At 35.9% G+C, this 22,032-nt stretch carries 20 protein-coding genes; 8 read left to right on the top strand and 12 right to left on the bottom strand.

Features of this window, described 5'->3' with window-relative positions:
• The first annotated feature begins 16 nt into the window (after positions 1-16).
• Together WCV66_RS08425 and WCV66_RS08420 are read left to right on the top strand one after the other, a co-directional pair.
• Complete coding sequence (locus tag WCV66_RS08425; protein WP_338788617.1) at positions 17-2,107, top strand: carbohydrate-binding domain-containing protein; 2,091 nt, start codon at positions 17-19, stop codon at positions 2,105-2,107.
• Positions 2,108-2,246: 139 nt separating this feature from the next.
• On the top strand, positions 2,247-2,441 hold the full coding sequence (locus WCV66_RS08420) for an IDEAL domain-containing protein (RefSeq protein WP_338788616.1): 195 nt from the start codon (positions 2,247-2,249) through the stop codon (positions 2,439-2,441).
• A 147-nt stretch (positions 2,442-2,588) separates the two neighbouring features.
• Here the strand turns inward: WCV66_RS08420 and WCV66_RS08415 are convergent, their stop codons facing one another.
• The 3 genes from WCV66_RS08415 to WCV66_RS08405 all read right to left on the bottom strand — a co-directional run bounded on the left by WCV66_RS08415 (position 2,589) and on the right by WCV66_RS08405 (position 5,974).
• Positions 2,589-3,566 carry an LCP family protein gene (locus WCV66_RS08415; protein WP_338788615.1) on the bottom strand — a complete coding sequence of 326 codons (978 nt, stop codon included), beginning with the start codon at positions 3,564-3,566 and terminating at the stop codon, positions 2,589-2,591.
• 323 nt (positions 3,567-3,889) lie between these two features.
• Entirely contained in the window at positions 3,890-4,807 is a 918-nt protein-coding gene (locus WCV66_RS08410) for a patatin-like phospholipase family protein (protein ID WP_066340349.1), read from the bottom strand.
• 105 nt (positions 4,808-4,912) lie between these two features.
• Positions 4,913-5,974 (bottom strand): DctP family TRAP transporter solute-binding subunit, encoded by a 1,062-nt coding sequence (locus WCV66_RS08405; RefSeq protein ID WP_338788614.1) that lies wholly within the window; start codon positions 5,972-5,974, stop codon positions 4,913-4,915.
• Positions 5,975-6,343: 369 nt separating this feature from the next.
• Between WCV66_RS08405 and WCV66_RS08400 the strand changes: the two genes are divergently transcribed.
• Positions 6,344-7,921: a sensor histidine kinase gene (locus WCV66_RS08400; protein WP_338788613.1), complete on the top strand. Its 1,578-nt coding sequence runs from the start codon at positions 6,344-6,346 to the stop codon at positions 7,919-7,921.
• Positions 7,922-7,945: 24 nt separating this feature from the next.
• Positions 7,946-8,629 (top strand): response regulator, encoded by a 684-nt coding sequence (locus tag WCV66_RS08395; RefSeq protein ID WP_066330267.1) that lies wholly within the window; start codon positions 7,946-7,948, stop codon positions 8,627-8,629.
• 142 nt (positions 8,630-8,771) lie between these two features.
• Here WCV66_RS08395 and WCV66_RS08390 read toward each other — a convergent pair whose 3' ends face one another.
• From WCV66_RS08390 to WCV66_RS08380, 3 genes are all read right to left on the bottom strand, one after another.
• Positions 8,772-9,662, bottom strand: a complete 891-nt coding sequence (locus WCV66_RS08390; protein ID WP_066330268.1) for a 50S ribosomal protein L11 methyltransferase — start codon at positions 9,660-9,662, stop codon at positions 8,772-8,774.
• A 303-nt stretch (positions 9,663-9,965) separates the two neighbouring features.
• Positions 9,966-10,817 (bottom strand): NAD-dependent epimerase/dehydratase family protein, encoded by an 852-nt coding sequence (locus WCV66_RS08385; protein WP_066330269.1) that lies wholly within the window; start codon positions 10,815-10,817, stop codon positions 9,966-9,968.
• 13 nt (positions 10,818-10,830) lie between these two features.
• Positions 10,831-11,778 carry an aldo/keto reductase family protein gene (locus WCV66_RS08380; RefSeq protein WP_338788610.1) on the bottom strand — a complete coding sequence of 316 codons (948 nt, stop codon included), beginning with the start codon at positions 11,776-11,778 and terminating at the stop codon, positions 10,831-10,833.
• A gap of 213 nt (positions 11,779-11,991) precedes the next feature.
• On the opposite strand from WCV66_RS08380, the gene WCV66_RS08375 reads away from it, so the two are divergent.
• The 4 genes from WCV66_RS08375 to WCV66_RS08360 all read left to right on the top strand — a co-directional run bounded on the left by WCV66_RS08375 (position 11,992) and on the right by WCV66_RS08360 (position 15,007).
• Entirely contained in the window at positions 11,992-12,309 is a 318-nt protein-coding gene (locus WCV66_RS08375) for a winged helix-turn-helix transcriptional regulator (RefSeq protein ID WP_066330271.1), read from the top strand.
• A gap of 426 nt (positions 12,310-12,735) precedes the next feature.
• Entirely contained in the window at positions 12,736-12,861 is a 126-nt protein-coding gene (locus WCV66_RS08370) for a cytochrome C oxidase subunit II (RefSeq protein WP_066330272.1), read from the top strand.
• Between the two features lie 17 nt (positions 12,862-12,878).
• Positions 12,879-13,349, top strand: coding sequence for a cytochrome c oxidase subunit II (locus tag WCV66_RS08365; RefSeq protein WP_338788609.1), 471 nt, complete (start codon positions 12,879-12,881; stop codon positions 13,347-13,349).
• Positions 13,349-15,007 (top strand): b(o/a)3-type cytochrome-c oxidase subunit 1, encoded by a 1,659-nt coding sequence (locus WCV66_RS08360; RefSeq protein WP_338788608.1) that lies wholly within the window; start codon positions 13,349-13,351, stop codon positions 15,005-15,007. Before WCV66_RS08365 ends, WCV66_RS08360 begins: the two co-directional genes overlap by 1 nt.
• Positions 15,008-15,276: 269 nt before the next feature.
• Here the strand turns inward: WCV66_RS08360 and WCV66_RS08355 are convergent, their stop codons facing one another.
• From WCV66_RS08355 to WCV66_RS08325, 6 genes are all read right to left on the bottom strand, one after another.
• The gene (locus WCV66_RS08355) at positions 15,277-15,999 is read right to left on the bottom strand and encodes a Crp/Fnr family transcriptional regulator (protein ID WP_338788607.1); all 723 of its coding nucleotides are present in this window, start codon (positions 15,997-15,999) and stop codon (positions 15,277-15,279) included.
• A gap of 156 nt (positions 16,000-16,155) precedes the next feature.
• Positions 16,156-17,877 (bottom strand): PAS domain-containing protein, encoded by a 1,722-nt coding sequence (locus WCV66_RS08350; protein ID WP_413789635.1) that lies wholly within the window; start codon positions 17,875-17,877, stop codon positions 16,156-16,158.
• A gap of 42 nt (positions 17,878-17,919) precedes the next feature.
• The gene (locus WCV66_RS08340; protein ID WP_066330366.1) at positions 17,920-18,522 is read right to left on the bottom strand and encodes a response regulator; all 603 of its coding nucleotides are present in this window, start codon (positions 18,520-18,522) and stop codon (positions 17,920-17,922) included.
• A 62-nt stretch (positions 18,523-18,584) separates the two neighbouring features.
• Positions 18,585-19,232, bottom strand: coding sequence for a sensor histidine kinase (locus tag WCV66_RS08335; RefSeq protein WP_185653723.1), 648 nt, complete (start codon positions 19,230-19,232; stop codon positions 18,585-18,587).
• A gap of 350 nt (positions 19,233-19,582) precedes the next feature.
• Complete coding sequence (gene trpB / locus WCV66_RS08330; RefSeq protein WP_338788605.1) at positions 19,583-20,749, bottom strand: tryptophan synthase subunit beta; 1,167 nt, start codon at positions 20,747-20,749, stop codon at positions 19,583-19,585.
• A gap of 338 nt (positions 20,750-21,087) precedes the next feature.
• Positions 21,088-21,984 (bottom strand): peptidylprolyl isomerase, encoded by an 897-nt coding sequence (locus WCV66_RS08325; RefSeq protein ID WP_066330277.1) that lies wholly within the window; start codon positions 21,982-21,984, stop codon positions 21,088-21,090.
• Positions 21,985-22,032: the final 48 nt, after the last annotated feature.

Below are 22,032 nucleotides of genomic sequence, written 5' to 3'. Positions count from 1 at the left end.
AAGGATGATTAAGAGGATGATTAAAAAAGTTAATAGGTTCATTCCATTATTGTTTGGTATTGCTTTAATCATCAGTGGTTGTAGTAGCGATACGAAGACAAGTAGTACACAGGCCTCTGAACTAGTAAATAATCTAGTTACTTATGCCAGTGATGATTTATATACTGATTGGCAAGAAGATAATGTGACATTTATTAAGTTGAGTGAAACAACAGCAACTGTGGCTGAGAATGATGGTGTCATTGTTGAAGATAATCAAATATTGATTCGAACAACCGGAACTTATGTTGTAGAAGGAACTTTAAAGGATGGACAAATTGTTGTAGATGCAGAAGATGCAGGTACCGTTCGCATTATATTAAATGGAGCAACGATTAACTCTTCAACAAGTGCACCCATTTATGTAAAGCAAGCAGATAAAACGGTGATATCTCTTGAGAAAAACACAAAAAATATCCTATCTGATGCAACAGAATATGTTTATGAAGATGAAGAAGCAGATGAACCAGAAGCAGCAATTTTTAGTAAAGATGATTTGACGATCAACGGTTCTGGATCGTTAAACGTATCAGGAAATTTTAAAGATGGTATTACAAGTCGCGATAACTTAAAAATTACAGGTGGTAACCTAGAAGTTACGTCTGTAGATGATGGGATTGTTGGTCGAGATTTATTAGCCATGAAAAATGCCACTATTTCAGTAGTAGCAACTGGTGATGGTGTGAAAGCTTCAAACGATGAAGACGAGAAAAAAGGTAACATTATTTTGGAAAGTGGTTCTTTAACTGTTCAAGCAAAAGGTGATGGCGTTCAAGCTGAGAAGGCAGTAACTGTAATTGACGGTGAATATTCCATTGTAGCAGGTGGCGGTAGCCCAGAAACAATCGAGAGCGCTTCTGAAATTGGTGGTGCTTTCGGTAATCGAGAATTTAATAACGATGGTACAAATGAGGTAAGAACAAACTCAGCAGAAATGCCAAGCGGTGGCACACCTCCTGAGGAAATGACAGGTGAACCACCACAAAGACCAACTGATGAAGCTACGGAAGAAGCAGATCCAGAGGATACAATCAGTACAAAAGGTATAAAAGCAGGTACTGAAATTATTATTGCTGGTGGAACATTTACAATTGACTCCCTCGAGGATGCACTTCATAGTGATCAAGATGTATCTATCTCTGATGGCAAGGTCCTTATTTCTACCGGGGATGACGGTATTCATGGCGATACAAATGTAGCGATTAACGGTGGAGAAATTAATATTGATAAAAGCAAAGAAGGTATCGAAGGAATGAATATTACGATTGCTGATGGTACCATTCACGTTAATGCAGCAGATGATGGAGTCAATAATAATGGAGGTAGTAGTGAATTCGGTATGCCTGGTATGGCGATGAATGAATCTGGAGCTTCCGAAGAAACAGAAACAGCTGAAGAAGAGACAGCCACAGAAGAAACGTCTGAAGAAGGTAAATTATTAATTGAGGGTGGCTACTTATATGTAAATGCGAATGGTGACGGACTTGATTCAAATACAGCAATAAAAATGACCGGTGGAACGGTTCTTGTATATGGACCTTCTTCATCTGGGAATGGGTCTCTAGATTACGATCAGTCCTTCATTATTGAGGGTGGTACTTTAGTTGCTGCTGGTAGTAGTGGTATGGCACAAGGTATTTCAGAAGACTCCAATCAAAATGCCATCATGATGACATTCACTGAATTCCAAGAAGCAGGAACAACAATGTATGTCGAGGATAGCAATGGTGAACAAGTATTTGCAATTGCTCCTGAAAAACAATATCAAACCATTTTAATTAGCACACCAGAGCTACAAAATGAACAAACGTATACACTCAGCTCAGGTGGTGTTTTAACAGGTGAAAATAGAGACGGAGTGTATAATACTGCAGAATATAAAGCAGGTTCACAATCTGTAGAATATACATTATCTGGTGTGATGACGTACTTAGACGAATCCGGTGTAACAGAATCACCGGCAAATGGAAGATTTGGCGGTAACGGCGGTGGTCGTAGCGGTATGGAAGAAAGAAATCCATTTAACGCAGATCAAAACACACAGACAGAAGCAGGACAAGATCAATAAAGTGAGATCAAGAATAGTAGCACAAACTGATACAAAGTTTGTGTTACTATTTTTTGAATTATCGAATTACCAATCAAAATGTTTTGAATAGTATGAAAATGGATAGTATAATAGAAAAAAGGTCAAGGAGTGATTCTTCATGGAAAAGAATTTGCTTAATTCACCACAACCCGAGGTAAATGTCATAGACTCTTTATTTGCTGAAATGGTGTTAGACAATGCTTTGCTTAATTTCCGAAAAGAGAAAATCCACGAGAAAATTGACCAGTCCTTACGAAACCGAAACAAAAGCGAATTCCTACGATATACAGAAGAATTAAAGAACATTTCTTAATTATTCTATAGGGTAGGAATAAGTTTGAGAGTAAAAGAAATATGCTTTGCTTAATAATAATCAAGAAGCCCAACCTAAAACATTTAGATTGGGCTTCTTTTGTTTATATGTGTTGGTTACTACCAGGTATTAGAATCATTCCCCATTTCACTTATCCTCTTCATTTTGACCGTCACTATTATGATTTTCTCCCTCAATAAATTTTTTAATAGCTTCCTTATTTTGTTGAAAATCCACCTCTAATACTTCTCCAATATCCTCATAACGTATATTTTGAAAACTGCCATCTTCAGGGATACGGAGAGTCTCTAAATCTCCTTTATTATTTGTCACAAAGTCTTTTCCGATCGTAAATAGTGTAGTAGTTTCAATATTTGTATCCACATATGAATTCAAGACACCCAATAGCTTAGGGAGTTTCGCTACATTACGAAGACTTACAGAATCCTCAACAATTTTTGAAACAACTTCTTGCTGTCTTTGTACTCTTCCAAAATCACTCAAACGATCTTGGCGATAACGGACATAGCCCAACAGCTCTTTCCCATGAAGGGTTTGCTTACCTTTTTCTATCTCCATTCCGATTCCAGAAGTCATTAAATGTGGTACATCCACTTGAATGCCATTTGGAACGAGAATATCTACAGCCTCTTCGAATCCTTTAAAATCTACAATCGCGTAATAATTAATATCTAGACTAAAATTTTCTTTAATGGTTTTCCTCAGTAATTCTGGACCTCCATATGCATAAGCAGCATTTAATTTTTGCTTCCCATGTCCCGGTATTGATACATACATATCACGCATAAACGAAATAAGTTTAACCGAATGAGTACGTTGATCATAGTGTGCTACCATAATCGTATCCGTTCTAGCTTGTTTTTCCCCTCTAGAATCACTACCTAATAAAAGAACGTTTACATCACCTATTTCATTTTTCTTCCCTTGAAAAGCATGGTTTCCCTGATCATTTTTAAAAGTTTTGTTGTTACCTTCTAATGTCCCTTGTATGTATTGATAAACACTATATACTCCAATAATGAAGACAAAAAGAATAAGAAGCGCTCCAAATACTCTTCCCCATCTTAGTCTTACTCTCTTTCTTTTCTTTTTCAGCTCTCCCATAACTTACACCACCTAAACGTAATAACACATTACGAGCCCTCGTTTCTTTTATCGTAAAAGGACTACTGCTAATTATTTAAGGTTAACGACAAAATACTAAAATACCTATCTTGTTAATAACTTATATATAGTAAAATCAACTCATGAAGTAATCATTCTCCCATAACAAGTTTTCATTTGTTCGTAATTATGATTACATTTGTTTAAAATTTAGGTTACATTTTTCTCGTCTTTGACATCGCTACAGATTTTAGAGTATCTAAAAAAGGCTAGGACGTGATTTCATCCTGGCCTTTTAGCAGCAATAGCACTATTTCTTTATATTAAATCTTTTCTTTTTGCTTTCGTTTAGCCTTATGCTTTTCAAAATCCCACTTCGATAAAAATTCCTTAGCGGAAGTATAACCCGAATGATAGAGAAATTCGATTTCATCCTTATTTAGTTCAAAATCAGTTGTGGTGATACCGCCAGTCGGAATTTTAATCGTACGTTCATTCGTTTCTTCGTTGAGATGTCGCAAATCATGTGCTTGAAGCATCGTTTTAAAAATATTTTTAAAAAGGTGTAACGGGGTTGGTATAACAGCCCCAATATCAACTTCATCTTTTACAAAACGGAAGCCGAACGTTGGGAAACGGGGGTTATCAGTATCATATAACCATATTGGAAAATTACTAAGTAATCCCCCATCTAAAATATAGGATTTGTTGTTGTCTTTAGATTTCCAAATAACCGGACGGAAGAAAAATGGTATTGAAGCACTCATCATAATCGCGGTTGAAACTTTTAAATCAGCAGGAGTCATCCCATAGCGATCCAAATCATCTGGCAAAATAAGCATTTGTCCATTTGAAACATCTGAAGCGATAATCTTTAATTTCCCATCTGGTAGATCTGCAAATGTCCTAATGCCTTTTTCTGAAAGAATAGCATCCATCCATGTTTCAAGATAATCATTTTTATAAATTCCAAGATGGACCATTAGCTCCAAAAAGCTGCCGATAAGGGGAATTCGATTCAGGATTGTCAACCCTCGAAATTTAGAATAATCCATTTCTTTAAACCTATCTCTAATTTCATAGCTTTTAAAACCGCTTGCTAACAGAGCAGCTATTACGGCACCTGCTGATGTTCCTGCTAGTCTTTCCCATTCTACGTTTTCCTCTTCCATGGCTTGAATCGCTCCAATAAAAGCAATTCCCCTCACCCCACCACCTTCAAAAACCGCATCTATCTTCAATTTTTGCCTCCTTTCTATTAGAGTTAATATATTATATAGATTTACGATATTATTTGTGTATATAGAGGCGTACAAACCTTTTACAACATGAAGAAAGGTACAATACTACCGCTTCTCCATATCCTTAACTCTTTCCTCTACAAATTCTTTTACAAAATCCTCAGTCACATGCTGAAGAAACGATTGATATACCGGCTGAAGATTATCAAGCCATTTCCCCTGTTCTTCTTCGGTTAAATAATGAATGTCAATTGAGGATTCTCTCTCTATCACACCTAATTGAGCTTTGTTCATTTTCATCGACTCTTCTAACATCCAGGTAGTTGTCTCATCCATTGCATCTGTCAAACTAGATTGAACATCTTCAGGGAGATGATCCCAAAACTCTTTATTCATTAACACAGCATAGCCTAAAAACCCATGGTTACTTATTGTCATATAATTTTGAAGCTCATATAGACGTCTAGAATATATATTAGAAATTGTATTTTCCTGTCCTTCAAACTTTTCCTCTTCTAATGACATATAGACTTGATCAAAAGGCATAACGATCGGCTCAGCTCCTAGGAGTTCAAACTGTTCTTCAATCATAGCGCTTGGCATAATCCGAAAACGTTGACCCTTAAAATCTTCAGGCTTTTTCAATGAACTTTCACTGCTTGTCATTTGTTTAAAGCCATTGCTCCATAATGCCATCCCTGTTATGTTTTCATCTTCATGGAGCCGTAAAAAGCTGTTTCCAATTTCACTAGAAAAGACAGACGTGATATCCTCGTTTTTTTGAAACAAAAAGGGTAGATCAAATAGTCCCCATTCAGGTGCTAGTTTTGTCATTTTTGATAAGGACGGTGCAATCATTTGAACATCGTTATTCATTAACGCATCTAACTCTTGTTCATCAGTATATAGAGTACCATTTGGGATCACCTCTACTTTAACTAAACCATCTGTTTTTTCATCAGCTAATTCAGCAAATTTCTGCGCAGCTAAACCTTTGGGCGTATTTTCAGCAACAACGTGGCTAAATCGAATAATGATTTGATCTGACAATCCCTCTTGTTCATCGTCAAAACTAATTTCTTCCTGTTTAAATCGATCAAAAGGATAAAAAAAGATAGCTAAGATCATGATCATCACAAAGAAACTCGAGCCTATTAAATACTTCATCTCTCTAACTACCCCCATATTTATGTAATAGTAATTGTAACACGCGTCATTTTCCATGGTAAAATAAAGTTCAACTTCCTTCAGGGAGAAGTCTTTTCATTCTCACTGAAGGTTAGTTGAACTTATCGGACATTTACTGGCAGTTTCACCCGTATCGAGCTTCTATCTATTCTTTCATGTAATGAATAGGTCAGTATACTGCCAGTTAATGTGGGATAAAGTTCAACTTCCTTCAGGGAGAAGTCTTTTCATTCTCACTGAAGGTTAGTTGACCTTATCGGACATTTACTGCCAGTTAATGTGGGGTAAAGTTCAACTTCCTTTAGGAAGAAGTCTTAGAAAGAGCCTAAAAAAAGAAAGGAACTCTTTATGCAGCGTTTATCCATACAAACAAAAATAATGGGTTTAATCTTTTTTATTGTGGGATTTTCCCTTTTTCTCGCTGGCATCGTTATTATAAGCAATTTTATTGATTCTGGAGAAGATGACTTAAAGCAACGAGCACTTCTAACTGCTAGAACTGTTGCAGAGGTTCCAGATATCAGTGCGATGATTACCGGTAGTACAAAAGAACGAAGCAAGATTAATGATCGTGTTGAAACAATGAGAATGATTCATCATGCTGATTATATTGTGGTGATGGACATGAATCATATTCGCTTATCACATCCTGTCCCTCATCTAATTGGTCAAAAGTCACAAGGCACTGATGAGGATCCTGCCTTTGCAGAACTTACATATACGACAAAGGCTAAAGGTGAAGCAGGAACTGTCATTCGTGGATTCGTTCCGATTATTAATAAAGAGCATCACCAGGTTGGCGTCGTATTAGTTGGGTATATGTTACCTACGTTTTTTGAAATCATCTGGAATTTACGAATTGAAATCCTGTTAACTGGTGCGATTTCATTATTATTTGGTGGTTGGGGTGCATGGTTACTGGCTTCGCGTATAAAAAAAGAGATGTTTAATCTAGAGCCACATGAAATAGCGAGATTGGTGGTAGAACGAACAGAGACCTTTAATGCAATGCATGAAGGAATCATTGCAATTGATACAGATGAAAAAATAACTGTTTTTAACGATAAAGCGAAAGCAATGATGGGAATAGCAGGTGAGGTAATCGGTAAAAAAATCCATGAGATTATTCCTGATACAAGACTTCCAGAGATCCTACAGTTGCAAAAGCCGTTTTACAATAGAGAGTTAACTGTTCGTAATTTAAATATTGTTAGTAATCGAATTCCTATTAAAGTAAACGAAAAGACAGTCGGAGCAGTTGCGATATTCCAAGACCGTACAGAAGTTAAAAAACTAGCAGAAGAACTTACTGGAGTAAAAGCTTTTGTAAGCGCTCTGAGAGTTCAAAATCACGAGCATATGAACAAGCTGCATACGATAGCAGGATTACTACAACTCGATCATAAAAATAGAGCGCTAGAGTATGTCTTTCAAATTACTGAGGAGCATGAAGAGTTAACTCGGTTTCTATCAAAAAATATCAAGAGTGAAAGTTTGTCTGGTCTTCTGCTAAGTAAGGTTAGTCGTGGGAAGGAGCTAGGAATCACCGTTCATATTGATCGCCATAGCCGATTAGAGTCATTTCCACCTTCACTAGACGTTCATGATTTTGTAATCATTTTTGGAAACTTAATCGAAAACGCGTTTGACGCCTTTAAAGATAGTAATGAAATAGAAAAAGAGATCTATGTGAGCATTGAACAGCAAAAAGAGCTTTTATCCATCCTGATTGAGGATAATGGATCTGGTATTTCAAAGGAAGTAGAAACCCAAGTTTTTCAAGAAGGATTCACTACAAAGGAAGGCTCTAACCGAGGAATTGGCTTATTTCTAATAAAAGAAATTGTCGCAAAAGCAAATGGTACCATTCATATAGAGTCATATCCTGAACGAGGTACCTCCTTTATGATTACCTTTTATATGTAAGACGATTGTATGGAGGAATGTTAGATGAAAGCTTCAAATATTCGCGTTTTACTTATTGAAGATGACCCAATGGTTCAAGAAATTAATAAACAATTTGTTGAGGAAGTTGATGGATTTACTGTTATTGGCACTTCATCTAATGGCAAAGAAGGCATCGATTTTATTAAAACAGAAAAACCTGATTTAGCTCTAATCGATATTTTCATGCCTAATCAGGATGGTATCACAACGATAAAACAAATTCGTTTAGAGGGTTTAGAAACTGATGTAATTGCCATTACGGCTGCTAGTGATATTGAAACAGTTCGGCAGGTATTGCAATTAGGAGCTATTGATTACATCATGAAGCCTTTTAAATTCGATCGAATCAAACAGGCACTTACAAACTATCTTAACTATTATTGTAAGCTACAAGAAAAGGAATCGATCACCCAACAAGAATTGGATCGTCTCCTCTTTCAACCAAAAAAGTTAGAAAATAAACAATTACCTAAAGGACTCAATGCTCTGACCCTTGAGAAAATAATCAATCATTTACAAGAACAAAATCAAGCTATTTCTGCTGAAGAAGTTGCGGAAGGCATTGGAATAGCCCGTGTGACCGCTAGACGCTACCTTGAATATATGGAACAATCTGGCACTGTAAAGATTCATATTGAGTATGGTGGAATTGGACGTCCTATTAATAGGTATTTGATTATTACCTAAGAAAAGCGTAAGCGCCTTGATCAGACCCGAGGTTCTAGGCGCTTACGCTAGCCACCAAAACTCAGTAATAAAATTTATAAATTCTGATACTATAAATAGAATAGGATTGTTAAAGGAACAGATCCTTTAACAATCCTCACTTTTATTGCTTAGAAAAATGAATCGTTACCCACTCATTCGTCTGTGCTTTTTCATGAATTGAAAAACCACCTGCTTGGAAATCCGCTATCAGCTGGTCAATATGCCATTCCACTAAACCAGAGATGATAAAATTATTGCTGTTTTTTAATAGATCATGTTTTTTCAAGATACTCATTGTCTCATTTGCACCAATATTGATTAAAATTAGATCATATACATCCTCAATAGTGTAGTCCCCTGTAATTAAATCAGCTTGTACTACCTTAAGGTCATTGTTTAGATTATTCAGTTCGGCATTATGATAAAGCTCTCTTGCAACTTCTTCATAATCAACAGCAATAACCTTTTTTGCACCTTTCAGAGATGCTGCTATTGTAAGCATACCAGAACCAGTTCCTAAGTCCAGAACGCTTTTCCCTGTAAGGTCTTTATCTAAGATCATTCGTAAACAACCTTGGGTTGTTTCATGGAGTCCAGTTCCAAATGCAGCTAATGGGTCAAATTTAAGAACGTTTCTATCATGATATTGTTCTTTGGAATTGGGATACGAAATAACCCACCCATTTCCTAAATCTACGTCTTCAAATTCATATGATTGCTCCCAATTGGCTTCTTCATGTGAGGAATAACTTATATCTTTCCTTGATATAGAAAGAGTCGTTTCTAGTAAGGAATAATACGCTTCTGGTAGATTCTTCACTTCCATATCACTTGCGTAAATTTTCAAATCAACTTGCTGGTCTTCCCTTTCTTCATATCCGTATCCATTTTGGACTTTGATGATTTCAATCGGGGATTCATAGTACAAGTTATAAATTCCTGTTGCATTTAACGTGTCTGTGTATTGGTCAATTTCTTTATAAGGTATATTTATTGTAAATTCGTGTAACATGGATCGATTCCTCTCTTTTTGTGTGAACTACATAATTGGCTACATTTTGTCCTATCACAGTTTAATATAGATTGAATTAGGATAGCAAATTGTTTTTCATATTTAAGGACGATAATTGGATTTACTGGCTTCTCTAGATAGGTTTTTTTCTACAATTAGATAGGGGAATTCCCCTATTAAATTGCCACAATTTATATCCTAGGAGCAACTATCCCCCATATTTCACTCTTTTCCTCCTACTTTTCAATAAAAAAGAGGGTAATTCAATTGATCAACATCAATTGAATTACCCTCAAAATAAACTTAATTCTTAACCTTCACATATTCTCTCCAACTATGCATAGGTTGCCAATTTAATAGCTTCTTTGCCTTTTCATTAGAAAATAATGTTTCGTATGCTTCCAATTTCTTACGAATTTCAGTAGTTGGATAGATTGTCTCTACTAGGTGCTTACTTTCAATATCCATGCTTGTGTCATCTGCTGCGATATTTAGTGCAACAGAGCCAAGACCATCCGTTTCAACTGCTAGTCGATAGGCCACTGCTGCATCTCTTGTATCAATATAGCTCCACATGATCACTTTCCGCTGTTCAGGGTCATTTATAAATCCTGGAAAATTTTCATACATATTTGGGGCAATCACATTTCCTAATCTCATGGATACAACCTGCATTCCAGTTCGTCGATGAATCATATCTGCTGTTTGTTCATTGACGATTTTAGATAACCCATAGCTATCCTCTGGTAATTGTGGGTGCTCTTCGTCGAGTGGAGCATATTGCGGAGACAGCTCATTAACCGCAAATACTATTCCATATGAAGACTCACTTGACGATATGACTGCTTTTTTAATACCAAGTGTTCCCGCAGCTTCTAATATATTGTATGTAGACATGACATTATTTTTAAAGGTAACTTCATTTGGATGTGAATACGCAACTGGAATGGCAGCAAGATGTACGACCGCATCTGCTCCAGCAAGCACCCCGTAAACTTCACCCAAGTTTTGTAAATCGGTTATAATAGTTTTACAAAGTGGAGCAATTGGATGCTTCACATCTGCATTAACTACTTCATATCCACTATCAAGAAATTCCTTAATTACCCAGTGACCAAGAAGGCCACTTCCGCCAGTAACGACTATTTTTTTCAAATAATTCTCTCCCTTACTGTAAAATTTCTTCTACTTGTGAAATGACATCGCTCGTTAATGTCACACCCACACCTTTAACATTTTCAATTATTTGTTCAGGTTTTGTCGCACCAACTAATGTACTTGCCACACCAGGTTGACGCAAAATCCAAGCAATGGCTAATTGAGATAAACTAATATCAAGTTCATTCGCAATTCCACTTAATTTTTCAACCTTTAACAGGATTTCATCATTTAAGAATTGACCCATATGCATGTTCGCTTTCGGATCTGTTGCACGACTTCCTTCTGGCGCACGATTGCTTACGCTATATTTCCCAGTTAACACTCCTTGTGCTAATGGTGAAAAGACAATTTGACTTATTCCATGCTGCTCACTTACTGGTAGTACTTCTTTTTCAATATAACGATGAAACATATTATAGTTTGATTGATTAACAATTATCCTATCTAATAGATACTTATCTGATGTACCGATTGCTTCTTGAATTTGTTGTGCCGACCATTCACTTACCCCAGCATATAAAATCTTACCTTGACGGATCAGATCATCAATTGTTCTTAAGGTTTCATCAACTGGTGTTTCTGGATCATAGCGATGACAGTAATAAATATCTACATAATCAGTTTTCAACCGTTTTAAACTAGCATGAAGCTGTTCAAAAACATGTTTTCTCGAAAGTCCTCGATCATTTGGTCCATCTCCCATTTGTCCAAACACTTTTGTTGCTAGCACATAAGAATCGCGATTATATTTGCTAAGAGCTTCACCGACTACTTTTTCTGATTCACCTCTTGCATATACATTTGCTGTATCAAATGAATTCACCCCAAGGTCGTAAGCGGTTTCAATTGTTTGAACCGCTTTATCCTTTTCAGTAGAAGCTCCAAATGTTAACCAACTCCCTAAGCTTACCTCACTGACCTTTAACCCTGATCCTCCTACACGCCTGTATTTCATGTTCCCATCTCCCCTTTCTAAAGAAAAAGCTATAACAATTGATGTTTCCTTATCGATAACGGTTACACTTTTTTTGTTTCTACCTACGGATAAATCTTTCTTCACTAGAATTATAAATTTTTCGAATAGTGTATACAAGTACTGAAATATTATTGATATAATAAAAATTATGTAATCTACTATAAAATTTATAGTTACTACAAGGAGGATACTATGGAGAAATTGGATGGCATACTAATTGAATGCTCGATCGAAAAAGCACTTGATATTATTGGTGGGAAATGGTCTTTTCTTGTGATTAAAGAACTCTTTGATGGGACAAGACGTTTCGGAGAATTACAGCGTTCAATTCCCAAAATAAGTCCAAAAGCGCTAACCGATACTCTCCGTCATTTAGAAAGTCATGGAGTATTAACTCGCGAAACCTTTGCAACAGTCCCAGTTACAGTTGAATATACATTAACTGAAAAGGGGCACTCACTTAATAAGTTGTTGAAGGAAATGAAAAAATGGGGTGCTCAGTGGGGATGAGTTAGCATTCTCTTCTTGCATTGTATCATTTGAAACTATCTTGAGTGAACTTCAATTTCTTTTTGAAGTTCACTCAATTCTAAGCCTTTATTTACCACCTTGATTAAGTATCGGTACTCTTTCAATTTCTTCTCTATCTTTCACATCATTTCGATCCTCAGTTCTAAAATTTGGGTTCATTCCCTCTGGTTATGCCCCGACAACTTTAAAATCACTTGATGAAGAAATTCGTTTATCCCCTGTTCCTGCAGGTAAAATCCCCACATCTCCTTATTGAGTTTCCTTCCCTTTCTCTAGTTATTTTCTCACACTCGACAAATCCAACAAAATCCGGATTGTTCACTCCTAAAATGTGTGACTTATATCACATCTAAAATAATACAAAACCATTAATCTAACATTAAACCTAAACTAAGGGGGATTTTCATGAGCAAAAAAATCAAACATGAAGACAATAACGAATTAAAAGGAACGTTGATAAGTGTTTTTTCCATTGGACTAATCATAATGGTGATGTGGTTTAGTGTTTATTTCTTTTACCTTTCACGTTAATTTAGGGGGTTGGACTTATGCATATTCATAAATATGAGAAGATTTGGCTTGGATTTGGAATTTTTTCATTGGTTTTGTTTTTAAGCATTATTGGTGTAACAGCCTTTGCATTTAATCACCATCCAGCAGGTGGCATGGAGACAATTGATCCAGAAAAGCTAGAGCAAACTGCACCATTTGATCATCCTGGTGTCCATCAAATCGATCAGGACACGTATGAAGTGGTGATTGTTGCCAAAACATTCGGCTATGATCCTCCAGAAATAAAGGTTCCAACTGGAAAAAAGATTATTTTTAAGGTTGCTAGTGCTGATGTAAGTCATAGCTTTTCGATTGTCAATACAAATGTAAACATGATGGTGATTCCTGGTCAGATTAATACAAAAGAATATACTTTTGATAAGCCCGGGCAATATTTAGTGATTTGTAATGAGTATTGTGGAACAGGGCATCACTTTATGAAAACGTCAATCGAGGTGATTGAGTAATGAAACAAATTAGTATTGATGATCGAAAATTAGCTTTGACCAACATTGTTTTTGCATATATTGCATTTTTAATAGGAACGTTTTGTGGATTGCTTCAAGTATTTATTCGAAATGATGCTCTTACTCTACCATCTTGGCTAGATTATTATCAAGTTTTAACAGCACACGGGGTCTTACTAGCACTTATCTTTACAACATATTTTATTTTTGGATTTTTGATTTCTGGTATGAGTCATTCATTAGGAGCTTTCGGACCAAAAGTTCGACTATTTTCTTGGATTGGTTTTATCATTACAACTGCTGGTACATTGCTTGCAATAGTTGAAATTTTAGCAGGAAGAGCTTCTGTTCTCTACACGTTTTATGCACCATTGCAAGCAAGTGGCTGGTACTACGTAGGTTTAGCTCTATTTGTAGTCGGAACATGGATTTATAGCTTCGCACTAATTGGGCACTATGTTAAGTGGAAAAAACAACATAAAAAGCAGTTAAGTCCCTTGTTTGCGTTTATGACAATTTCCACACTTATTCTTTGGTTAATTGCCTGTTTAGGAGTAGTAGCTACCGTCTTATTTCAATTTATTCCTTGGGCATTTGGCTGGGTAGATACAATAAATGTTGAATTAAGCCGTTCACTATTCTGGTACTTCGGTCACCCACTTGTTTATTTTTGGCTGCTTCCAGCCTACATGGCTTGGTACGTTATTGTTCCGAAAATTATTGGTGGTAGAGTGTTTAGTGATTCCTTAGCACGTTTATCTTTTGTCTTGTTTATTCTTTTTTCAATTCCAGTCGGCTTTCACCATCAGCTTACAGAGCCTGGTATATCAAGTTTTTGGAAGTTCCTTCAAACGGTCTTAACGTTTATGGTTATTATCCCATCATTGATGACTGCCTTCTCGATGTTCGGAACGTTTGAGAAAACAGGCAGACAAAAAGGAGCAACAGGATTATTTGGCTGGTTCTTTAAATTACCATGGAAGGATGTTCGCTTTACTTCACTTTTTATTGCGATGTTCTTTTTCATACCTGGTGGTGCAGGAGGGATTATTAACGCAAGCTTCCAGCTAAATGAGGTTATTCATAATACATTGTGGGTAGTTGGACATTTTCATATTACGGTCGGAACTCCGGTTGCCATGACCTTTATGGGTCTTACATTTTGGTTAATTCCTTATTTAACTGGAAGAAGATTAACAAAATCAATTCAAAAACTCGCCTTTATCCAGGTTATTTCCTGGTCAATCGGAATGCTACTTATGAGTACATCTCAGCATATTTTGGGTTTACTAGGAGCACCTAGACGAACAGCTTATGCTGGTTATATGAAGGATCCAACTGCTTTAGAATGGTTCAATGGTATCCTTTCAAACCATGTGACAATGGCTATTGGTGGTACGATTCTCTTTTTATCTGCTATGCTCTTAATCTATATAGTCTTTAATACGTTGTTCTTCGCACCCAAGGCTACAACAGAAAAGGAGCAGGTTGAATTCCCGATGGCAGAAAGCGATCTGGAACAAACACCTAAATATCTAGAAAATTGGTGGATATGGATTTGCATTGCCTTTGCCTTAATCGCGTTTGCTTACACGATTCCTTTAAGCGAGATGATTCATCATGCTCCACCTGGATCATCTGGATATAAAACATGGTAGGAGATGATAAACATGTTTTCAATAACCTTTGCTTTACTTGTTGTTACAACGATTCTTACAGCTATCATTGTAGATCTTACGACAAAAGAAGAGGACTTTTAATATAAATACAAATAGAGCAAAGCATAATCAGCTTTGCTCTTTCTATACTTTTGGCTCCGTTAAACTTGGTTGTTGATTTCAGCCGCAGCAGACGTTCTCTTCCGTTCCAATCAACAAAGTGCGAAAATCAACAGCGAAACTTAACAGGGCATTATTTTTTATAAGCTTTATAGTCTGCAAACTTGCAAAGGACAATCATCACAGCGACATATTTGACGAAGGCTATTAAGATTATAGACTGTTAAATAGCCTTTTTCATATTGTATAATCCCATCTTTTTTTAATTGATTAAGCATTCTCGTTACCGTTTCTCTTGGTGTACCAATAAATGAGGATATTTCGTCATGTGTGAATTTTTTTGTAATTCTCCACATGTCACCCTCTTGTATTCCATATGTGTTTGTCATACGGATAAGGACAGATGCTAACGCGCCATTCTTTCCAAAAAACATTAGGTCACGGAGCTTTGTTTGTGTAAGCTGTTGAGAAAAGCTAACCCATTTTGTGAATTCCATGGAAAAATTACGATTTTCCCAAAGAAGTATTTCAATATCATGTTTATCAATCACACCAACAACCGAATCCTCGATGGCCTTTGCATTCTCCATTGAACCTCGCTTGCTATTAGACGTACAATCGCCAAACATATCATCCGCTTCAAAATAATTTAACGTTAGGATTTTTCCATCCTCTGTACTTTTATATAGATTGATTGAACCAACTAAAATGTAATAAATCTTATCTATTGAATCACCTTCATAATACAAATAATCTCCACTTCTAACGTGTATTGTACTCATTTTTTGCTTTAAAATATTAATACTATCTTTCGAAAATATATGTGTATTAACAACTTTTTCATTTGTCATTTTTAAAACTGTAGCTGTCATTTTCCTCGCCGCCCCATCACTTCGTTTTTCTTATCTTCATTGTAAAGAAATATTGGAGTGAATGTTATCAGGGAATTCCCTTATTTACATTCTATAATTCCCCTATTCATAAAGCAAAGCGCTATCCTATAACAAAAAAAGAGCACCAAGCTATAACTAGCTGATGCCCTGATCGTTTTTAAGAAAAGGAACCTTCACGGTAATCGTTGTTCCTTTGTTTCTAATTGAATTGATTTTAAACTGAGCATTAATGGATCGAGCCCTTTCTTCCATACTAAATAAACCAACTCCATTTTGCTTTGTTTGTGTATCAAAACCAACCCCGTGATCAGTAATGACCACCTCTAAATAATCCTCTTTTTCAATGATTGATAAAAATATCTCCTGTGTATTCGCATATTTCCGGGCATTAGTGATTGCTTCTTGGACAATTCGATAAATACTTGTTTCAACTTCTGAATGAAGCCTTCTTTGTAATTCATATGTAAAACAGGTTTTTAAACCGTAATGTTCTGAAAATTTATTAATAAATGAACGGATTGCAGGAACTAGTCCAAGGTCATCTAATATAGAAGGTCGTAATTGCCAGGAAATTTGTCTTATTTCTTCAATAATGTTCGAAATTTCAGTTTCCATTTGATCAACTAAAAGAGGATCCGTCTTTGTTCGTAAACGATTAATCATGATGAGTAAACTATAAAGATTCTGACCAATTCCATCATGTAGTTCTCTAGAAATATTTTTTCTCTCTTCTTCCTGTAAACCAATCAGCTTTCTCATCATTCGTTGAAGCTCTTCTTCAGCTCGTTTCCTTGCTGTAACTTCATTTCTGATCGCTAAATATTGATAAGGCTTCCCCTGTATATTTAAAAATGGAACGATTGTTGTATCTACCCAATAATAGGTTCCATCCTTTGCTTGGTTTTTAATTTCACCCTTCCAGACCTTTCCAGCACCAATTGTTCTCCAAAGCTCACCGAAAAATGACTTTGGATGATATCCTGAGTTAATAATCTTATGACTGTTCCCAATTAACTCTTCCCTATTATACTTTGATACCTTACAAAATGTATCGTTTACATACGTAATAATTCCCTTTTGATCTGTAATGGCTACGATTGAAGATTCATCTAATGCCAACTTTAAATCATATAACTCTGATAACGTCTCTTTTAACTCTTCTTCAGCACGTTTTCTTGAAGTTACCTCATTTCTGATCGCAAGATATTGATATGGTTTTCCTTGTCTCGTTAAAAATGGAACAATCGTCGTATCTACCCAATAATAGGCTCCATCCTTTGCTTGGTTTTTAATTTCACCCTTCCAGACCTTACCAGATCCAATTGTCCGCCAAAGCTCACTGAAAAATGACTTTGGATGATATCCTGAATTAATAACTTTATGGCTCTTACCAATTAATTCTTCTCGATTATATTTGGAAACCTTGCAAAATGTATCATTAACATATGTGATAATCCCCTTTTGATCTGTTATCGCAACAATCGAGGATTCATCTAAAGCAAACTTAAAATCAACCAATTCTGATAATGAAGCATCTAATTCATCTTCCATCGCTTGCATATGCACATTGTTTTTAATCGTTAAGACACAAAACGGGTGATTTAGAAGCTCAACAACTTCGCAAGAAATCTTCATTGAATAGTATGTTTGATCTTGGAGACGTGCCACTGATTCACAAAATAACGAGGTTTTTTGAAATAAAATATGACTATTTATATCTGGAAATAGCAAAGAAATACGCTTATCCTTCACTTCATTCATATGATAGCCAAATAACTGCTCAGCAGCCTGATTAAAGGATTCTATCATTCCTTCTTTGCTTACTATAATCATTGCTTCCTTTTGTTCTTGGGCCATTTGTAAATGATATTCCTTTCTAAGAGGATTTCTAGGCTACCTTTATATACCATATCCTAATAATCCCTTTTTTAAAGCATATTCTACAAGTTCAGGTCTCGTTTTCAGTTTTAACTTTTCCATAATATTTGACTTGTGATTCTCTACAGTTTTTACACTAATGACTAGCTTTTCCGCAATTTCCTTATTAGAAAAGCCTTTAGCGATTAACGTAAGAACCTCTTTTTCACGGGCGGACAAAAGAGAATATGTATCACCATCTCCACCATTTCGTAGACGATCAAGATAATCCTCCATTAGTTTTTTAGTAGCAGTAGGATACAAATACGCTGAACCATCTGCAACAATGGATATCGCTTGAACAAGTTCGTTATGAAGGGCACTTTTTAAGATGCATCCTGAAGCACCTGCTTGTATGACACGAAATAAATATTCCTCATCATCATGCATCGTTAAGATTAGAATTTGTACGTTAGGCCATCTTTTTTTAATCTCTACTGTTGCTGATAAACCGTCTCTGCCGTGTGGCATACTAAGATCCATTAAGACAACGTTAGGTTGCAGCTCCTCAACCTTTTTAATTGCTTCATCCCCTTCAGATGCTTCCCCTACCACTTCCATATTATCAATTTCATTTAATAACATTTTGAGACCTGTTCGTACTACTGCGTGATCATCAACTAATAATATTGACGTTGTCACTCCATTCACCTCACATTCATTTTTATAAGTAAATTCACTACTTTAGTTGGATCAAAGGGACTCGTTACATTAAATGCTCCTCCTACTAACTTAAGTTTTTTTTCAAATCCAAGAATATCGAGTAAGAACTTTTCATGTTGAAAAGTCGTTTGGTTGTCCCAAGTTAATTCCACATCTATCTCTACTGCCTCTCCCCAAAATGATGTCACTTTAATACGTAGTGGAGGTGAATGTAAAGCAACCATAGTGAGGAGGTCCTTAAACGTTCGGTACACGATTAACTCTGATAATAGTGGTAAACGTTGTTTTTCACCGATTCCTTGATAATGTATAGAGATATTATGTTTTTTACTAAAGCTATTTAATAGCGTCGTTAAGGCACCATCAATTCCTTTATGAGAAAAGGGATGGATATCATTTGAAAGAACTCGAACATCTTCTATCGTTCTTTTCATTAATATTACCATGTCATCGATTGTTGATCTATCATCCTTATCGACAATATGCTGTTGCAAATATTGCAAATGATTAAACACAGCATACAGGTTCTGTGCGATTCCTTCATGTAAAAAGATAGAGATCCCCTTTAATTCATTCTCATAATTTTCTATAATATGAGCGTCTATCACTTCTTGTTTGATGTTGATGTTCATGTTATCCACCTTTGTTCATTTTCATTACAATTTGGAAATTATCTTGAGTAAAGTGAAGGATATTTTGAAGTAAGCTTTTGTGTTAACAAATAAGGTATAAATAAGGCAATTCCTTACTGTAATCTTAATTGGTTTATGCAGGGAATGATGTGACAAACATCACAAGAATTCCTATGCACTAAAGGGATTGCAGGAGCATTAAAACGAAGATTGGCCTGTTTGACGCAAAAGAACAAAAGCGCAGGCGCTCGGAAGGAGTGGATGTCAAAGCGCTTATCCAGAGTACTTGAATTTTATAATTTTCTGGACGCAAAAAAGGATAACATATGTTACCCCCTTGTCATACAATTCTATGCTTGAAGCATTTTATAAACCTGCTCTACGTCTTTATCTCCTCTTCCAGAAAGATTGACAATAATTGAATCTTCACGATCAAGCTCTTTTGCTAGTTTCATAGCATGTGCAATTGCGTGTGAACTCTCTAGTGCTGGGATAATCCCTTCAACTTTAGAAAGAACCTGGAAGGCATCTAACGCTTCTTGCCCACTTACTGTTACATACTCTGCTCGATTGGTTGTTTTTAGATAGCTATGCTCTGGACCAATCCCAGGATAATCTAACCCTGCTGCAATCGAAAATGTCGGCTCTGGTTCACCATTTTCATCTAATAGCGTTAAGCATTTAAAGCCATGAATTATTGCAGGGGTACCTTTCGTTAATGTTGGTGCCTCAGTAGGTTCAACACCGATTAAACGGACAGATTCTTCGTTAATATAATGTGCAAAAGCACCGATTGCATTACTTCCACCACCGGCACAAGCAACAACTGCTTTCGGGAGCTTGCCTTCTTTTTCTAGGATTTGCTTTTTCGATTCTTCACTAATAATCGATTGAAAATGCTTTACCATCGTTGGGAATGGATGAGGTCCTACGGCTGAACCTAAAAGATAGAATGTATTTTCATAGTTTGCTACTAAATCATTTAACGCTTCATCAACAGCATCCTTTAGTCTTCCTTGTCCCTTCGCAACAGAAACAATCTTTGCACCTAATAATTCCATACGGAACACATTTAGTGCTTGTCTTTCTGTATCCAATTTCCCCATGTAAATCGTACAGTCCATTCCACCTACAATCGCACATGCTGTAGCCGTGGCAACTCCATGCTGTCCCGCCCCAGTCTCTGCAATGATCCGTGTTGCTCCCATACGTTTTGCTAATAAAATCTGTCCAATCGCATTATTAATTTTATGTGCTCCTGTATGGTTTAAATCCTCACGTTTTAAATAGATTTTCGCTCCACCAACTTGCTTTGTTAAGTTCTCTGCAAGAGTAAGTGGATTCTCTCGACCGATATATTCTTTCATATAATAATTAAATTCTTCAATAAATTCTGGATCACTTTTGTACTTTTCAAAGTTCTCATCTAAAACATCTAATACATTCTTTAAGGCCTCAGGCACAAAACTACCACCAAATTCCCCAAAATAACCTTTATCCATCGTACTTTTTGTCATATCTATTCTCCTCCCTATCAACTATAATAGTGAAAATTCAGAATTAATAATCTTTAATTATTATACCATTCTAGCCTAGGACAAGTGGGAAATCAGAAAAAAATTTTTACGTTCTAATTTCATATAAGCACCATAGTAGTAAGTCTAGGAGAAAGACATTTGTCCATAGCAGTAAATGAATATATGAATTGTTTTTTTTCATAGAAACTTCCACCTCTAAAGAATGACTTCTATAGTAAAGATGCAGTTAAGAAGAGAATGTTTCAAAATTGTTTTATCTTACTGTGATTTGAATACGATAAAAAACGGACCCCATTAGGAGCCCGCTTTTATGTCTATTATTCTTCCTCATCTTCACTTAAATAATTTTTCACTTTATAATCTTCTTTTTTCTCTTCTAACCAGGTTGTATATTCTGTAGCCATTTTTTCATCGAATAAAATGTCTTTGATTTCTTCTTTACTATCATCAAAATTCGCTTCAGCTGCGTCCTGTTTGTCAGTTACTTTAATGATATGATAACCATGTTCTGTTTTAACTGGTTCACTTATTTCGTCAACTTCCAATGAAAATGCTGCTTCTTCAAATTCCGCTACCATACTACCTTCACCAAAGAATCCTAAGTCTCCACCAGATTCAGCTGATCCATCTGTTGAATATTCTTTTGCTAATTCCGCAAAGTCTTCGCCAGCATCCAGCTTTTCTTTTACTTCTTTAGCAGTTGCCTCGTCAGCTACTAATATATGACTTGCTTTTACCTGTTTTGTTTTGGCAAAAGAATCTTTATTTTCATCAAAGTATGTTTTCATTTCTTCATCTGTGATTTTAATACGTGATTCTAGTAATTTCTCAATTTGAAGGTTCGTTTTTACATCTTCCTCTACGTCCTCCATTGTTAAACCACTTGTTGCTAGTTGTTGGTTAAACGTTTCTTCGCCACCATAGGATTCAATTAGCCCTTGAAGCTCTGCATCTATGTCTTTTTCAGATACTGAAACCTTTTCTTTTTCTACCTCTTGCTCAATTACGTTTTTGGTAATAAGAGTTTCTAAGGCTGCTTCACCATTTTGCTCGACGAAAAATGTATATAAGTTATCCTTTGTAATTGATTGTTTACCAACCTTTGCAACAACTTCACTTCGAGTTGAAAGAAAAATAAATACTGCAACTGCCACTACTACAAGAGCAGCGAGAATTGCTATTGTTTTTTTACTTGAAAATAATCTCTCTATCATTTTTTATGTCTCCTCAATCATATATAGTCTGTCTGATATCATTCTTCT

This window comes from Metabacillus rhizosphaerae (assembly GCF_037201795.1).
Taxonomy (GTDB): Bacteria; Bacillota; Bacilli; order Bacillales; family Bacillaceae; genus Metabacillus; species Metabacillus rhizosphaerae.
This window is presented reverse-complemented; position numbering and strand designations above follow the sequence as displayed.

Coding starts and splice junctions, on each gene's coding strand:
- trpB (WP_338788605.1), bottom strand. CDS start 20,749: ATGACAAAAAGTACGATGGATAAAGGTTATTTTGGGGAATTTGGTGGT.
- WCV66_RS08365 (WP_338788609.1), top strand. CDS start 12,879: ATGCATATTCATAAATATGAGAAGATTTGGCTTGGATTTGGAATTTTT.
- WCV66_RS08405 (WP_338788614.1), bottom strand. CDS start 5,974: ATGAAGTATTTAATAGGCTCGAGTTTCTTTGTGATGATCATGATCTTA.
- WCV66_RS08400 (WP_338788613.1), top strand. CDS start 6,344: ATGCAGCGTTTATCCATACAAACAAAAATAATGGGTTTAATCTTTTTT.
- WCV66_RS08415 (WP_338788615.1), bottom strand. CDS start 3,566: ATGGGAGAGCTGAAAAAGAAAAGAAAGAGAGTAAGACTAAGATGGGGA.
- WCV66_RS08360 (WP_338788608.1), top strand. CDS start 13,349: ATGAAACAAATTAGTATTGATGATCGAAAATTAGCTTTGACCAACATT.
- WCV66_RS08390 (WP_066330268.1), bottom strand. CDS start 9,662: ATGTTACACGAATTTACAATAAATATACCTTATAAAGAAATTGACCAA.
- WCV66_RS08355 (WP_338788607.1), bottom strand. CDS start 15,999: ATGACAGCTACAGTTTTAAAAATGACAAATGAAAAAGTTGTTAATACA.
- WCV66_RS08335 (WP_185653723.1), bottom strand. CDS start 19,232: ATGAACATCAACATCAAACAAGAAGTGATAGACGCTCATATTATAGAA.
- WCV66_RS08350 (WP_413789635.1), bottom strand. CDS start 17,877: ATGGCCCAAGAACAAAAGGAAGCAATGATTATAGTAAGCAAAGAAGGA.
- WCV66_RS08370 (WP_066330272.1), top strand. CDS start 12,736: ATGAGCAAAAAAATCAAACATGAAGACAATAACGAATTAAAAGGAACG.
- WCV66_RS08425 (WP_338788617.1), top strand. CDS start 17: ATGATTAAAAAAGTTAATAGGTTCATTCCATTATTGTTTGGTATTGCT.
- WCV66_RS08380 (WP_338788610.1), bottom strand. CDS start 11,778: ATGAAATACAGGCGTGTAGGAGGATCAGGGTTAAAGGTCAGTGAGGTA.
- WCV66_RS08340 (WP_066330366.1), bottom strand. CDS start 18,522: ATGTTATTAAATGAAATTGATAATATGGAAGTGGTAGGGGAAGCATCT.
- WCV66_RS08375 (WP_066330271.1), top strand. CDS start 11,992: ATGGAGAAATTGGATGGCATACTAATTGAATGCTCGATCGAAAAAGCA.
- WCV66_RS08395 (WP_066330267.1), top strand. CDS start 7,946: ATGAAAGCTTCAAATATTCGCGTTTTACTTATTGAAGATGACCCAATG.
- WCV66_RS08420 (WP_338788616.1), top strand. CDS start 2,247: ATGGAAAAGAATTTGCTTAATTCACCACAACCCGAGGTAAATGTCATA.
- WCV66_RS08325 (WP_066330277.1), bottom strand. CDS start 21,984: ATGATAGAGAGATTATTTTCAAGTAAAAAAACAATAGCAATTCTCGCT.